Here is a 13,856-nt window from a genome sequence, read left to right as displayed (position 1 = left end):
ACACATTGTCGCACCCTTTAAGCTGCGCAACGGATGAGCACCCGTAAAGGCATTGTCGGCCGCGCTGACAGTCGCTTTTGCAGATGCTCATTCAATGGAAGGTGAATGTGACCTGAGTGTCCCGTCCAGCTTCACCCACCTGTCACCCTGTTTCCTCTGCCCGAGAATCAGGAACAGGGCGACACAGGCCCCGAAAGGGGCGTTGCACGCGACGCTTTCCATCAATAACAAGCTTAAGCGGAGTACCACAGATGGCGTTCTTCACCGCAGCCAGCAAAGCCGACTTCCAGCACCAACTGCAAGCGGCACTGGCGCAGCACATCAGTGAACAGGCACTGCCACAAGTGGCGCTGTTCGCTGAACAATTCTTCGGCATCATTTCTCTGGACGAGCTGACTCAACGTCGCCTCTCCGACCTCGCTGGCTGTACTCTTTCCGCGTGGCGCCTGCTTGAGCGCTTCGATCACACGCAACCGCAAGTGCGTGTCTACAACCCTGATTACGAGCGTCATGGCTGGCAGTCGACCCACACCGCGGTCGAAGTGCTGCACCACGACCTGCCATTTCTGGTCGACTCGGTCCGCACCGAGCTGAACCGTCGCGGCTACAGCATCCACACCCTGCAAACCACCGTGCTCAGCGTGCGTCGTGGCAGCAAGGGCGAGTTGCTGGAAATCCTGCCGAAGGGCAGCACCGGCGAAGGCGTGCTGCACGAATCGCTGATGTACCTGGAAATCGATCGCTGCGCCAACGCCGCCGAACTGAATGTGCTGAGCAAAGAGCTGGAACAGGTGCTCGGTGAAGTCCGCGTCGCGGTTGCCGATTTCGAGCCGATGAAAGCCAAGGTGCAGGAAATCCTCACCAAGCTCGACAACAGCGCTTTCGCCGTCGATGCCGACGAGAAGAACGAAGTCAAAAGTTTCCTGGAATGGCTGGTGGGCAACCACTTCACCTTCCTCGGCTACGAAGAGTTCGTGGTCACCGATCAGGCCGATGGCGGCCACATCGAGTACGACCAGAACTCCTTCCTCGGCCTGACCAAACTGCTGCGCACCGGCCTGACCTACGAAGACCTGCGCATCGAAGACTACGCCGTTGCCTACCTGCGCGAGCCGACCCTGCTGTCGTTCGCCAAGGCTGCGCACCCGAGCCGTGTACACCGTCCGGCCTACCCGGACTACGTGTCGATCCGTGAAATCGACGCCGACGGCAAAGTCATCAAGGAACACCGCTTCATGGGCCTGTACACCTCCTCGGTGTATGGCGAGAGCGTGCGGGTCATCCCGTTCATCCGCCGCAAGGTCGAAGAAATCGAGCGTCGCTCCGGCTTCCAGTCCAAGGCTCACTTGGGCAAGGAACTGGCCCAGGTGCTTGAAGTGCTGCCGCGTGATGACCTGTTCCAGACCCCGGTCGACGAACTGTTCACCACCGTGATGTCGATCGTGCAGATCCAGGAACGCAACAAGATCCGCGTGTTCCTGCGCAAAGACCCGTACGGTCGCTTCTGCTACTGCCTGGCCTACGTGCCGCGCGACATCTATTCCACCGAAGTTCGCCAGAAGATCCAGCAAGTGCTGATGGAGCGTCTGAAGGCCTCCGATTGCGAATTCTGGACATTCTTCTCCGAATCCGTGCTGGCGCGCGTGCAGTTGATCCTGCGTGTCGACCCGAAAAACCGTCTCGACATCGATCCGGTGCTGCTGGAAAAAGAAGTCGTTCAAGCTTGCCGCAGCTGGCAGGACGACTACGCCGCACTGACCGTTGAAAGCTTCGGCGAAGCCCACGGCACCAACGTGCTGGCCGACTTCCCGAAAGGCTTCCCGGCCGGTTACCGCGAGCGTTTCGCTGCACATTCGGCCGTGGTCGACATGCAGCACTTGCTGAGCCTCAACGAAAAAAATCCGCTGGTAATGAGCTTCTATCAGCCGCTCGGTCAGGTCTCCGGCCAACGCGAGCTGCATTGCAAGCTGTATCACGCTGACACGCCGCTGGCGCTGTCCGACGTCCTGCCGATTCTGGAAAACCTCGGCCTGCGCGTACTGGGTGAATTCCCGTACCGCCTGCGTCACACCAATGGCCGCGAGTTCTGGATTCACGACTTCGCGTTCACCGCCGCTGAAGGCCTGGACCTCGACATCCAGCAACTCAACGACACCCTGCAGGACGCCTTCGTCCATATCGTCCGTGGCGACGCCGAAAACGATGCGTTCAACCGTCTGGTGCTGACCGCCGGTCTGCCATGGCGCGACGTGGCGCTGCTGCGTGCTTACGCGCGTTACCTGAAGCAGATTCGTCTGGGCTTCGATCTGGGTTATATCGCCAGCACCCTGAACAACCACACCGACATCGCTCGCGAGCTGACCCGGTTGTTCAAGATCCGCTTCTATCTGGCGCGCAAACTCAGCGAAGACGATCTGGAAGACAAGCAACTGCGTCTGGAACAGGCGATTCTGACCGCACTGGACGACGTCCAGGTGCTCAACGAAGACCGCATCCTGCGTCGTTACCTCGACCTGATCAAAGCCACCCTGCGGACCAACTTCTACCAGACTGACGCCAACGGCCAGAACAAGTCGTACTTCAGCTTCAAGTTCAACCCGCACGCGATCCCTGAACTGCCGAAGCCAGTGCCGAAGTTTGAAATCTTCGTTTACTCGCCACGCGTTGAAGGCGTGCACCTGCGCTTCGGTAACGTCGCCCGTGGTGGTCTGCGCTGGTCCGACCGTGAAGAAGACTTCCGTACCGAAGTCCTCGGCCTGGTAAAAGCCCAGCAAGTGAAGAACTCGGTCATCGTGCCGGTGGGCGCGAAGGGCGGCTTCCTGCCGCGTCGCCTGCCACTGGGCGGCAGCCGTGACGAGATCGCGGCCGAAGGCATCGCCTGCTATCGCATCTTCATTTCCGGTCTGTTGGACATCACCGACAACTTGAAGGACGGCGCGCTGGTGCCGCCGGTCAATGTCGTGCGTCACGACGACGATGACCCGTACCTGGTGGTCGCGGCGGACAAGGGCACTGCGACCTTCTCCGACATCGCCAACGGCATCGCCATCGACTACGGCTTCTGGCTGGGTGACGCATTTGCGTCCGGTGGTTCGGCCGGTTACGACCACAAGAAAATGGGCATTACCGCCAAGGGCGCGTGGGTTGGCGTACAACGTCACTTCCGTGAGCGCGGTATCAATGTTCAGGAAGACAGCATCACCGTGGTGGGCGTCGGCGACATGGCCGGCGACGTATTCGGTAACGGCCTGTTGATGTCCGACAAGCTGCAACTGGTCGCAGCCTTCAACCACCTGCACATCTTCATCGATCCGAACCCGAACCCGGCGACCAGTTTCGCCGAGCGTCAGCGCCTGTTCGACCTGCCGCGTTCGGCCTGGACCGACTACGACACCAGCATCATGTCCGAAGGTGGCGGTATCTTCTCGCGCAGCGCGAAGAGCATCGCGATCTCCCCGCAGATGCAGGAACGCTTCGACATCAAGGCTGACAAGCTGACCCCGACCGAACTGCTGAACGCCTTGCTCAAGGCGCCGGTGGATCTGCTGTGGAACGGCGGTATCGGTACTTACGTGAAAGCGAGCACCGAGAGCCATGCAGACGTCGGCGACAAGGCCAACGATGCACTGCGCGTGAACGGTAACGAACTGCGCTGCAAAGTCGTGGGCGAGGGCGGTAACCTCGGCATGACCCAACTGGGTCGTGTGGAATTCGGTCTCAATGGCGGCGGTTCCAACACCGACTTCATCGACAACGCCGGTGGCGTCGACTGCTCCGACCACGAAGTGAACATCAAGATCCTGCTGAACGAAGTGGTTCAGGCCGGTGACATGACCGACAAGCAACGCAACCAGTTGCTGGCGAGCATGACCGACGAAGTCGGCAATCTGGTGCTGGGCAACAACTACAAGCAGACTCAGGCCCTGTCCCTGGCGGCGCGTCGTGCCTACGCGCGCATCGCTGAATACAAGCGTCTGATGAGCGATCTGGAAGGCCGTGGCAAGCTGGACCGTGCCATCGAGTTCCTGCCGAGCGAAGAGCAACTGGCCGAGCGTATTGCCGAAGGCCACGGTCTGACCCGTCCTGAGCTGTCGGTGCTGATTTCGTACAGCAAAATCGACCTCAAAGAGCAGTTGTTGGGCTCCTTGGTGCCGGACGACGACTACCTGACCCGCGACATGGAAACGGCGTTCCCGCCGAGCCTGGTCAGCAAGTTCTCCGAAGCCATGCGTCGTCACCGTCTGAAGCGCGAGATCGTCAGCACACAGATCGCCAACGACCTGGTCAACCACATGGGCATCACTTTCGTGCAACGACTCAAAGAGTCGACCGGCATGAGCCCGGCGAACGTGGCCGGTGCTTACGTGATCGTGCGCGACATCTTCCACCTCCCGCACTGGTTCCGTCAGATCGAAGCGCTGGACTACCAAGTCAGCGCTGATGTGCAGCTGGAGCTGATGGACGAGCTGATGCGTCTGGGCCGCCGCGCCACGCGCTGGTTCCTGCGTGCCCGCCGCAACGAGCAGAACGCTGCCCGTGACGTCGCGCACTTCGGTCCTCACCTGAAAGAGCTGGGCCTGAAACTCGACGAACTGCTGAGCGGCGAAATCCGTGAAAACTGGCAGACGCGTTATCAGGCTTACGTAGAAGCCGGTGTACCGGAACTGCTGGCGCGTATGGTGGCGGGCACCTCGCACCTGTACACCCTGCTGCCGATCATCGAAGCGTCCGACGTGACTGGTCAGAACCCTGCCGAAGTGGCCAAGGCTTACTTCGCTGTGGGCAGTGCGCTGGACATCACCTGGTACCTGCAACAGATCAGCGCGCTGCCGGTTGAAAACAACTGGCAGGCCCTGGCCCGTGAAGCGTTCCGTGATGACGTCGACTGGCAGCAACGTGCGATCACCATCTCCGTCCTGCAACAGGGCGACGGCACGCTGGACGTGGAAGCGCGTCTGGCGCTGTGGATGGCACAGCACGAAAGCATGATCTCGCGCTGGCGCGCCATGCTGGTGGAAATCCGTGCGGCGAGCGGCACGGACTACGCCATGTATGCGGTGGCCAACCGTGAACTGCTGGATCTGGCGTTGAGCGGGCAAGCGGTAGTGCCTGCGGTTGCAGCGAATGCCGAGCTTGAATTGGCGTAAGTAGTGGCTGAATGAAAAGCCTCGGTGTCGTGAGATGCCGGGGCTTTTTTATGTCTGAGGGTTTGTTGGTGTCTGGTCTGGCCCCTTCGCGAGCAAGCCCGCTCCCACAGGGGTAATGCATTTCAAATGTGGGAGCGGGCTTGCTCGCGAAGAGGCTCTTACATTCAATACAACTTCTGACCTTTTTTACTATCGAGCATCGACACGTTACTTGTCGGTCTGGTCAGTAAATTACTGAGCGACTGGTCAAACTTCTGCAACGCCCGAACTTGCACATCCTGCTGCTGATTAATGTCAGCAACTATCTCTTCCGAACGCTTGAAGTCCGCCCACACCGGAGTCAATTCCCGTGCGTCAGAACCTTTCGCCGTACCGATATAGTTCAACTGCGCATCATAAAAATCAGCACTGACGTCGGCCTTGATGTCGGAACTGCGCGAGGTAATCAACTGGCTGTGAGTGTCGACAATCGCCACCACATCCGGCTTCGCCGCGCGCAGGCTTTGCATGTCCGGATACACCGTCACCGAGCCGAACTGGCGTTGCAGCGAGGCATTGACCCATTCCAGCGCCATGTCCGGCTTTGAGCTGGCAACGTAGGCGTCGTGGATCGGTTGCACCAGCAGGCTTTGGCCGAAGCCGGTGCCGGCGTTGGCCTGATAGTCGCGCAGGTATTCGCGGTTGGTCTGTGTGCTCGGGCTGTAGACCACGCCGAGCGACACGCCGGGGCCGCTTTTTACCTGAGTGGCGCTGCTGCGGCCGGTGGGGTGGGGGAGCAAAGTGTTCAGGGATGAAACGGCTTTCGGTGCGGTGGGGACCGAGCAGGCGGAGAGAGTCAGAGCCGATATCGCCAATACACTGGTGAGCGCAAGTTTCATGGTGTTTCTCCCGTGAAACAACATCAGTCGGAAATTTCTACATGCCGTTGATAAAGGCAGTTATTTCAGACTAAACCCGCCAGACTGACAATTTGCTGAGCTAAATCGATTTGAATAGTTTGATTTGTTGTAACCCGCAAGGATTTATTGCTCCGGGCGATAACAAGCCGCCATCATCGATAGCGACTGGCTATTCATGTCAGGCTAGAGTAATAAATGTATGAAAAACTCAGATGCCGTCGTCATTCAACGCAGGTAACGGACGACCATCGGCAGTTTACTACCTACTTCTGAAGAGCTGGAACACATGACCACAACTCGTCCTTTTTGGTCAACCTTTACGGCTTCGCCTCTGCCGGCTGGCTCTACACGAATCCATCCCGTACGTTCGCCAAAATCCAGATCCGGCGCACCATTGGCAAGGAATTGTCCGAGGGGAATGTATCGGTCGGAAAACTCCATTGAATCGCCCGTAGCGAGAATCCGCCCCTCATTGTCCGTGGTGCCGGTGTACCAGACAAATTCTCTGGAATTGTCGGGCGGGGTTAACAAGGGGAGACCGTTAGAAAAGGAAGGATCAAAATTCCCATATTCGTCGAGGCAAATGATCAGTCCCTTACTCGGCAAACCCGAGAGGTCTCCAGTCGAGCCAATCCCGAGCAATTTTTTTTGTTCTGTCATAAGGAGTGTAGAGAGATGGGATGGTGTATCCAGTTCCGTGAGCAAGACAAAACCGTTGCAGCCGTAGCGCGTATCAAGCTCACCGGTCTCGTGATATCGAGCGATCAAACCTGTTTGCTTGCCATTGACGTTGACGCTACCGCCCACGAGGATCAAACCCGGCTCGGGTTGCACCAGGCAATGTGCAGCAGCGGAGCCGTATTCCGGATGAATTACCGCTATAAAGCCTTTTCCTTGGTTGAAGTTCTGATCGATGGTGCCGTTGGAATTCAAGCGGGTTATGTATCCACTCAACACATACAATATCTTCCCGTCGAGAATGATTATTGGACGCCTGCCGATGCCTGAGACAGACATTGATTGTGGGTTCAGGGCCAATCTGTCTTCAGGTTGCGGAATAATGATTTTCCCGTTTTCGCCGAAGTCGGTTTTGTATTGACCGGAAGAGTCGAACAGCGCAAACGCGAGCGAAAATGGCCGGGTTTCGGATGAATACGCGCCTGTTAGAAGAATATTTCCCGTTGTGTTCTCTATTACTATTCCATAGGCAGATGAACTGCCTTCTTCTGCGAATTTTCCAGAAATCAATCCTTCGGTTCCAAACGATTGATCTAGCGTTCCATCATCCTTCAATCGTCCGACGAGATAGCTACCTCCAGCGTTAGCGGCAAATACAATGTTGCCGTCATCGTCGATTGCCAGGTCTGCGCCACTCCCTGATTTACCACCGGACGAATTGATAATGACTCTTCCTGCGTTGCCGAACGAAAGATCTGGACGGGCGTGTGCGTTTGGCGTCACGAATGCATCGGTGGTGTACATGGGAACCTCGAATCGCACGAGAATTGTTGCAGGCTTGCAGTACCGCCTGTTAGTAACATTGTTTATGCGACTGAGGTACAAGTGTCTACTGTCAACTCTGACAGTAGACAAATGTGGGTTTTTGATGATTCAGGTCGACTCTGGAGCTCGCAATCCTTGATTGAATGATTGTTTTAACAGCATTAATTCTCCAGCGGGATCAACACTTGCTCATCCGGGGCCATCACCATGAATACCAGCAACTTCGCTGGCTTGGTCTGGCTGGCATTCTTCGACACCAGATGTTCGGAACCGGCCGGTTCGTACCAGAACTGGCCCTTCTTGTAAGTGATCGCCTGTTCGCCTTTGACCTGGGAAATGATTTCGCCTTCCAGAACGTACGCCATCGCAGTCCCGTCGTGCTTGTGGGCAATGGAGGACTGGCCGGGTTTGTAATCGACCTCGATCATCATGGCTTTTTTGCCGGGGGCGTTTTTCAGCATCTGGTCTTGCAGGACGGTGATTTTTTCGGACGGGTCGTGGGCGAAGGCGGCCGAGGTGCAAAGGCTCAGGGCGAGGGCAGCGGCGAGGAAGGGCAGGGTTTTCATGGCGGGTTACCTGTGATGAATGGGGTGCAATCACAGTAGTCCGCGAGGCTAGGCATTCAAACGGCCAATATTCGGGAAGATTGGGTGACCAATCGCCGGCGCGTCAGAAAGGTCATCGGAGTGGCGGAATACGCCTTCGCGAGTAAGCCCGCTCCCACAGGGGGGCGCATTTCCAATGTGGGAGCGGGCTTGCTCGCGAAGGCGTCAGATCAGACGATAGGGAAACTGTTGAAATCCACGCTATTGGCCAGTCGGCTATCAATCAGGTCAATAAACCCCTGCGCCTCGGGCCGGTTGAAATGCGCCTGCATCGCCGCTTCCGACTGCCAGCGCGCACTGACCGTCCAGCGGTGACTGTCCTCGGGGCAGCGGTCGACCAGGTAGGAATCGCAGCCCGGCGTTTCGCGCAGGGTTTCGACGATCTTCTGCAGTTGCCTGCCCAACTCTTCCGAGCGGCCGGCGGCAGCCTGCACCTGTACGGTATTGATCACTTCGTTGGACATTGCTCACACTCCTGAATCAGGCCGGACGAATCCTGCTCATTGAGGGATAACGCCTGTGCAGGATAGGCCTGCCATCGTGAATCACCAATAACCAATCGGCAGTAAACGCGTTATACCAACGGCTCATGACATCTGTTCGAGGATGTCACGCAGGCGATCCAGAGCGATATCGATGTCCAGCGTCTCGATGGCGCCAAAACCGAAGTACAGGCCGTTCTTCGGCGCTTGTTGGTAATAGAAACCGTTGATCGCATACAGGCCGACTTCGACCTTTTTCGCCAGTTCGATCACCAGCGGCAGGTCGATCGGCACCTTGCAGAACACCGCCATGTGGAACCCGGCACTCGGCGGTACCGCTTGCAGCCATGGCGACAGGTCGGCGGCCATGCGTGCCAGAATGCGCTCGCGGCGCTGGGTGTAAATCGCATGACAGCGGCGGATATGCTTGAGCAGGCAACCCTCGGCAATGAATTTGGCCAGCGCCCATTGCGGCAGGGTCGAGGCATGCAGGTCGGTGAGTTGCTTGGCGCGGATCACCGCTTCGAGAATCGCCGGCGGCAGGATCGCATAGCCCAGACGCAACTCCGGCAGCAGGGTTTTCGAAAAAGTGCCGACGTAGGCGACGATGCCGCGCTGGTCGAGACTGAACAGCGAATCGGTGGGCCGGCCTTCGTAGCGGAATTCACTGTCATAGTCGTCCTCGATGATGATCGCGCCCAATTCATGGGCGCGGGCCAGCAAGGCTTCACGACGTGCCTGGCTCATCGGCATGCCCAGCGGAAACTGGTGCGACGGCGTCACATAGATAAGGCGCGTGCCCTCGGGAATGTGTTCAACCTGAATGCCCTCGGCATCCACCGGCACACCGACCACCTCGGCGCCATGGGTGCCGAACAGCAGGCGCGCCGGCGGATAACCGGGATCTTCCATCGCCACCCGACTGCCGGGGCTGATCAGCACGCGGGTGATCAGGTCCAGCGCCTGCTGCGCGCCGTTGCACACGACGATGTCTTCGTCCTGACAGTTGATCCCGCGGGAAAACGCGATGTGCCGGGCAATCGCATTGCGCAGCGCCGGCAAGCCCTCGGGCAGGCTGTAGAAACCTTTGGACTGCGCCATCTGCCGCATCGCGTGGGACACGCAGCGACGCCAGTCATCCTGCGGGAACTGGCCCTTGCTGGTGGCGCCGCCGATAAAGTCGTAGCGCAGCGAACCTTCCAGCGTCGGGTGACGGAGAAACACCGGCAGATTGCGCCAACGCTCGATCACCTCGGCGCCGGCCAGTTCGGTGTGGCTTTGCTTGCGCTGGATCTGCGCCGGGCGGGCGTTGACGTAGGTGCCTTTGCCGATCACCCCGGTAAGGAAGTTTTCGTAGGTTAATTGGGCGTAGGTGTCGGAGATGGTCTTGCGCGAGATGCCCAGTTGCTCGGCGAGCAGGCGGCTGGGCGGCAATTGCGTGCCAGCGGCCAGACGCCCGGACTCGATGGCCCCGCGCAACTGCTGATACAACTGACCGGCGAGATCCTTGCGGCCGTTGATCACGACGTGAAGTTCCATACCGACGAGGCTCCCGAGGCTATTTGGCGTGCCCGCCAGATTACCGCTGTTGCGGGATCGGCAATAGTTGCGCACCACAAAAACCCGAAATTGGTCCCAATCCCCTTGTGGGAGCGGGCTTGCTCGCGAAGGCGTCCGGTCAGTCAAACGATGGCTGAATGGCCCACCGCTTTCGCGAGCAAGCCCGCTCCCACAGGGGATCGGTGTAGAGGCAGAGGGTAGTGGTGTAGCGGCTTTTCGTGCAATTGGGGCTGTCATGCAGCGCTGTCGGCGTTTACGGTGAGCTCATTATTTCGTCTACCGAGACCTGCCCATGTCCCTGCGCCTGGATTACTACAGCGCTTCGCCCAAAGCCATGAAAGCGATGATTGCCATGGAGGCGTTGACCAGCAACCTGAGCATCGAGCAGCCACTGCTGCAACTGATCCGCATCCGTGCCTCACAACTCAACGGCTGCGCATTCTGCACCGACATGCACTCGGTGGATGCGCGGCGGGCCGGGGAGAGTGATCGACGGTTGTATGCGATTGCGGTGTGGCGCGACAGCAACTTCTTCAATCCGCGAGAGCGTGCGGCGCTGGCCTGGGCGGAGGCGGTGACGTTGTTGGCGGACAGCCGCGTGCCCGATGAGGTGTATCAGCAGGCGCGTGAGCAATTCAACGAAGGCGAGCTGGTTGACCTGACCATGGCCGTGACCACCATCAACAGCTGGAATCGCCTGGCCGTCAGCTTCCGTCAAACCCCAAGCGATTGAACCCGCCCTGATCGTTTCCCCGCTCTGCGTGGGAATGCCTCAACGGACGCTCCGCGTTCGGCTACGGATGGGGCGCAGAGCGTCCCGGGCTGCATTCCTTTGCTGCGCGTGGGAACGATCAAGATCAAAATCATTGCGGTGGACGTTGCGGTTTCACCGACGTGCCAAAGGTATTGCCCATCCGCGTACCGGTCGCGGCCGGGGTCGCGAGGCCAACCTGATTCGGCGGCCGCTTGTTCACCGGCACATTCAGCGCCTCTTGATTCTTCTCCGCCGCCGCAGCACCTTCCGGGTTGTTGCCCATCTGCTGGCTCAAACAGTCGTAATTCGGCGCCTTGTAACCGCCGACCGTCACCTCGACACAGCCCAACGGTTCCTCGGCATACGCGCTCGACAGCGCCGTCATTAACAGCCCGCCAAGGGTGAATCGCCACAGTGTTTTCATGCTCGCCTCCTGGCCGGCCCGGAGGGGCCGCGCTATGGCTTGAGTCTAGTGCAAGCCTTGCGCAATTCCCGTGATGGTTTTTTTGCACCGCCCGTCACACCAGATTCATAAACAGCCCTCAGGATGACGATTTCCAAGGATTCGTCAGCCGTGCAGCGAGGCAATTCCACGGACGGTTTTCAGCGTTCAACGAGGCTTGTGCGCCGGATGTGTCTGGGGTGGCTGCTTGGCTGTGCGGCGGGCCACGCCATGGCTGACGCGGTGCCGGCGGACCTGCGCATGACGCTGCACATTCCGGCACAGGATCTGGCCCAGGCGCTGGACGCGTACAGCCACGCCACTGGCGTTGCGGTGCTGGTCGACAGCCAGTTGAGTCGCGGTCGTCGCTCGTTGGCGGTGGACGGTGAATACACCGCCGCCGATGCCCTGCGTCGCTTGCTCGGCGGCAGTGGTTTGATGGCGCGTTATGCCCGCGACGATGCATTTACGTTGCAAGTGGCGCAGGTCGAAGACGTGCCGGCGCCGCCACAAAAACAGACGCCGGAAAGCGTCGCCGTCAACCGCAGTTACGCGACAGCGGTGCAAGCGGCGATCGAGCGCAACCTGTGCCGCTCGCCGCTGACCCGTCCGGGCAGTTATCGCGCGGTGTTGCAGGTCTGGGTCGGCCGCGATGGCGTGGTGCAGCACAACCGGTTGGTCACTTCGACCGGAGATGTACGGCGCGACAACGCGCTGGTGGAGAGCTTTCGCAATCTCAAGATCGACCGGCCGACGCCCAGCGCCTTGCGTCAGCCGGTCACGTTGCTGTTGTTACCGGAGTCGTCAGGGAAACGCATGGAATGCACCAAATGGGAAGGAGTTTCCGGGGGATGAAAGACACCGGACAAGGTTCGATGGTCCAACTGTTCCTGACGTCCTACGAGGACTTTCGGGTGCGCCTGCGCCGGCGTCTCGGTTCGGAAGATCTGGCCAACGATGTGCTGCACGAAACTTACCTCCGGGTCGATCGCATGGAGACGCCGCCGAACGTCCTGCGGCCCAATGCCTACCTCTATCGCATGGCCCTGAATATCGCCGCCGACCGCCGCCAGGCCGACGCGCGCCTGCTTACCGGCGAAGAAGTCGAAGAGCTGCTGCAAATCGGCGACGAAGCCCTCGACCCGGCGCGAGTGGTCGGCGGGCAAAAGGAAATCCAGTCGCTGCTCAGTGCGTTGTACGAGCTCCCTGCACGGCGCCGGAAGATCTTCATCGCGGCGCGTCTGGAAGAGGCGCCGCACCTGGAAATCTCCCAGCGCTTCGGCATTTCCACGCGCATGGTCGAGAAGGAAATCAAAGCCGCATTGGGTTTCTGCGCGGCGAAACTGGAAAGAAAAGTGTTTCAGCGGTTCGGTCGCGGGGCCGGAAAACCGTCTTCTGAATAGTGCCCGATCAATTCGTTGAGAATCTGCGCGTTTGAACATCTTTCGACTGACACCTGCCGAGCCATCGGTGGCCGACACTCTGCACAGCGAAGCCCGCGACTGGCTGGTCTTGCTGACCTCCGGCCGCGCCACCGTGGCCGACGCCCGCGCTCTGCGTGAATGGTGTGCGCAGAGCGCCGAGCATGCCCGCGCGTTCGAAGAGGCCAAGCGGTTGTGGCAGCAACTGCGACCGGCCGTGGAGCAGATGCAGGCACCGCGCGGGTTTGGTCGACGTGCTTTTCTCGGTGGGGCGATTGCTGCGTCGGCGGCGTTTTTGCTGGTGCGCGGGACGATTCCTGGTGGTTTTGAAGGGCTGGGCGCTGACTACATCACTGAAGTTGGCCAGCAGCGTCGCTTTGAACCGGCGCAGGGTGTGAGCCTGGAGCTGAACACTCAGACGCGGATCAATCAGCGTGCAGTGTCTGACGGTGTGCAGGGGTTTGAGCTGGTCAGTGGTGAAGTTGAGGTGCAGACCGCTCGGTTGCCGTTGGCGATGCAGGCTGGGGGAGGGTGGTTGCGTGCGAGTCAGGGGCGGTTCAATTTGCGTAATACCGATCAGCAGGTGTGTGTGACTTGTCTTGATGGTGCGGTTGAAGTGGATGTTGAAGGTCGTAGTTTGCGGCTTGAACCGGGGCAGCAGGTGACCTATGACGCGCAGCAGGTTGGCAGTGTGCAGAGTGTCGACACAGCGGCGGTGATGAATTGGCGTCAGCAAGTGTTGGTCTTCAATGGCGCGACCCTGAGCCAGATGATTGACGAGATCAACCGGTATCGGCCGGGGATGTTGTTGCTGCTTAATCGTGAGCTTGGGCAGCGGCGGGTGCAGGCGCGTTTCAGCCTTGATCAACTTGCTGGTGTTGCGCTGCTGATTCGCGATGCTTACGGCGTCAAATGCACTGAGCTGCCGGGTGGCGTCGTTGTTTTGAGCTAGTGGGTTTGATTGGGGACATATCCGTTGCTGCGGTAACGGCGGCTTAGGGTTCCGCCCTTACGGCGGGTCACTTTTTCCAGACGCCGAAAAA

The 13,856-nt window shown here is 59.2% G+C and carries 11 protein-coding genes; 5 read left to right on the top strand and 6 right to left on the bottom strand.

Features of this window, described 5'->3' with window-relative positions:
- The first annotated feature begins 251 nt into the window (after positions 1-251).
- Positions 252-5,147, top strand: a complete 4,896-nt coding sequence (locus ACM6IV_RS10170) for an NAD-glutamate dehydrogenase (protein ID WP_414869847.1) — start codon at positions 252-254, stop codon at positions 5,145-5,147.
- Between the two features lie 164 nt (positions 5,148-5,311).
- Here ACM6IV_RS10170 and ACM6IV_RS10165 read toward each other — a convergent pair whose 3' ends face one another.
- The 5 genes from ACM6IV_RS10165 to ACM6IV_RS10145 form a co-directional block, all read right to left on the bottom strand.
- Entirely contained in the window at positions 5,312-6,025 is a 714-nt protein-coding gene (locus ACM6IV_RS10165) for an ATPase (RefSeq protein WP_414869846.1), read from the bottom strand.
- Between the two features lie 246 nt (positions 6,026-6,271).
- Positions 6,272-7,528 carry a hypothetical protein gene (locus ACM6IV_RS10160; protein ID WP_414869845.1) on the bottom strand — a complete coding sequence of 419 codons (1,257 nt, stop codon included), beginning with the start codon at positions 7,526-7,528 and terminating at the stop codon, positions 6,272-6,274.
- 182 nt (positions 7,529-7,710) lie between these two features.
- Positions 7,711-8,115: a cupin domain-containing protein gene (locus ACM6IV_RS10155; RefSeq protein ID WP_414869844.1), complete on the bottom strand. Its 405-nt coding sequence runs from the start codon at positions 8,113-8,115 to the stop codon at positions 7,711-7,713.
- Positions 8,116-8,324: 209 nt separating this feature from the next.
- Positions 8,325-8,618 (bottom strand): putative quinol monooxygenase, encoded by a 294-nt coding sequence (locus ACM6IV_RS10150; RefSeq protein ID WP_103307409.1) that lies wholly within the window; start codon positions 8,616-8,618, stop codon positions 8,325-8,327.
- A gap of 123 nt (positions 8,619-8,741) precedes the next feature.
- Positions 8,742-10,175, bottom strand: coding sequence for a PLP-dependent aminotransferase family protein (locus tag ACM6IV_RS10145; protein ID WP_414869843.1), 1,434 nt, complete (start codon positions 10,173-10,175; stop codon positions 8,742-8,744).
- A gap of 313 nt (positions 10,176-10,488) precedes the next feature.
- Here ACM6IV_RS10145 and ACM6IV_RS10140 point away from each other — a divergent pair, with 313 nt between their 5' ends.
- Positions 10,489-10,929 (top strand): carboxymuconolactone decarboxylase family protein, encoded by a 441-nt coding sequence (locus ACM6IV_RS10140; RefSeq protein ID WP_414869842.1) that lies wholly within the window; start codon positions 10,489-10,491, stop codon positions 10,927-10,929.
- Positions 10,930-11,059: 130 nt separating this feature from the next.
- Here ACM6IV_RS10140 and ACM6IV_RS10135 read toward each other — a convergent pair whose 3' ends face one another.
- Entirely contained in the window at positions 11,060-11,374 is a 315-nt protein-coding gene (locus ACM6IV_RS10135) for a hypothetical protein (RefSeq protein ID WP_414869841.1), read from the bottom strand.
- 207 nt (positions 11,375-11,581) lie between these two features.
- On the opposite strand from ACM6IV_RS10135, the gene ACM6IV_RS10130 reads away from it, so the two are divergent.
- Genes ACM6IV_RS10130 through ACM6IV_RS10120 form a run of 3 tightly spaced genes read left to right on the top strand, consistent with a single transcriptional unit; the run spans position 11,582 to position 13,765 of the window.
- Positions 11,582-12,247, top strand: a complete 666-nt coding sequence (locus ACM6IV_RS10130; protein ID WP_414870251.1) for a secretin and TonB N-terminal domain-containing protein — start codon at positions 11,582-11,584, stop codon at positions 12,245-12,247.
- Positions 12,244-12,795 (top strand): RNA polymerase sigma factor, encoded by a 552-nt coding sequence (locus tag ACM6IV_RS10125; protein WP_007913935.1) that lies wholly within the window; start codon positions 12,244-12,246, stop codon positions 12,793-12,795. The genes ACM6IV_RS10130 and ACM6IV_RS10125 overlap by 4 nt, the downstream gene beginning before the upstream one ends.
- Before the next feature lie 31 nt (positions 12,796-12,826).
- The gene (locus ACM6IV_RS10120; RefSeq protein ID WP_414869840.1) at positions 12,827-13,765 is read left to right on the top strand and encodes a FecR family protein; all 939 of its coding nucleotides are present in this window, start codon (positions 12,827-12,829) and stop codon (positions 13,763-13,765) included.
- Positions 13,766-13,856: the final 91 nt, after the last annotated feature.

It is taken from the genome of Pseudomonas sp. IT-347P (assembly GCF_949768005.1).
GTDB lineage: Bacteria > Pseudomonadota > Gammaproteobacteria > Pseudomonadales > Pseudomonadaceae > Aquipseudomonas.
Note: the sequence above shows the minus strand (reverse complement) of the source record. Positions and strands in the feature narration are given on the sequence as shown.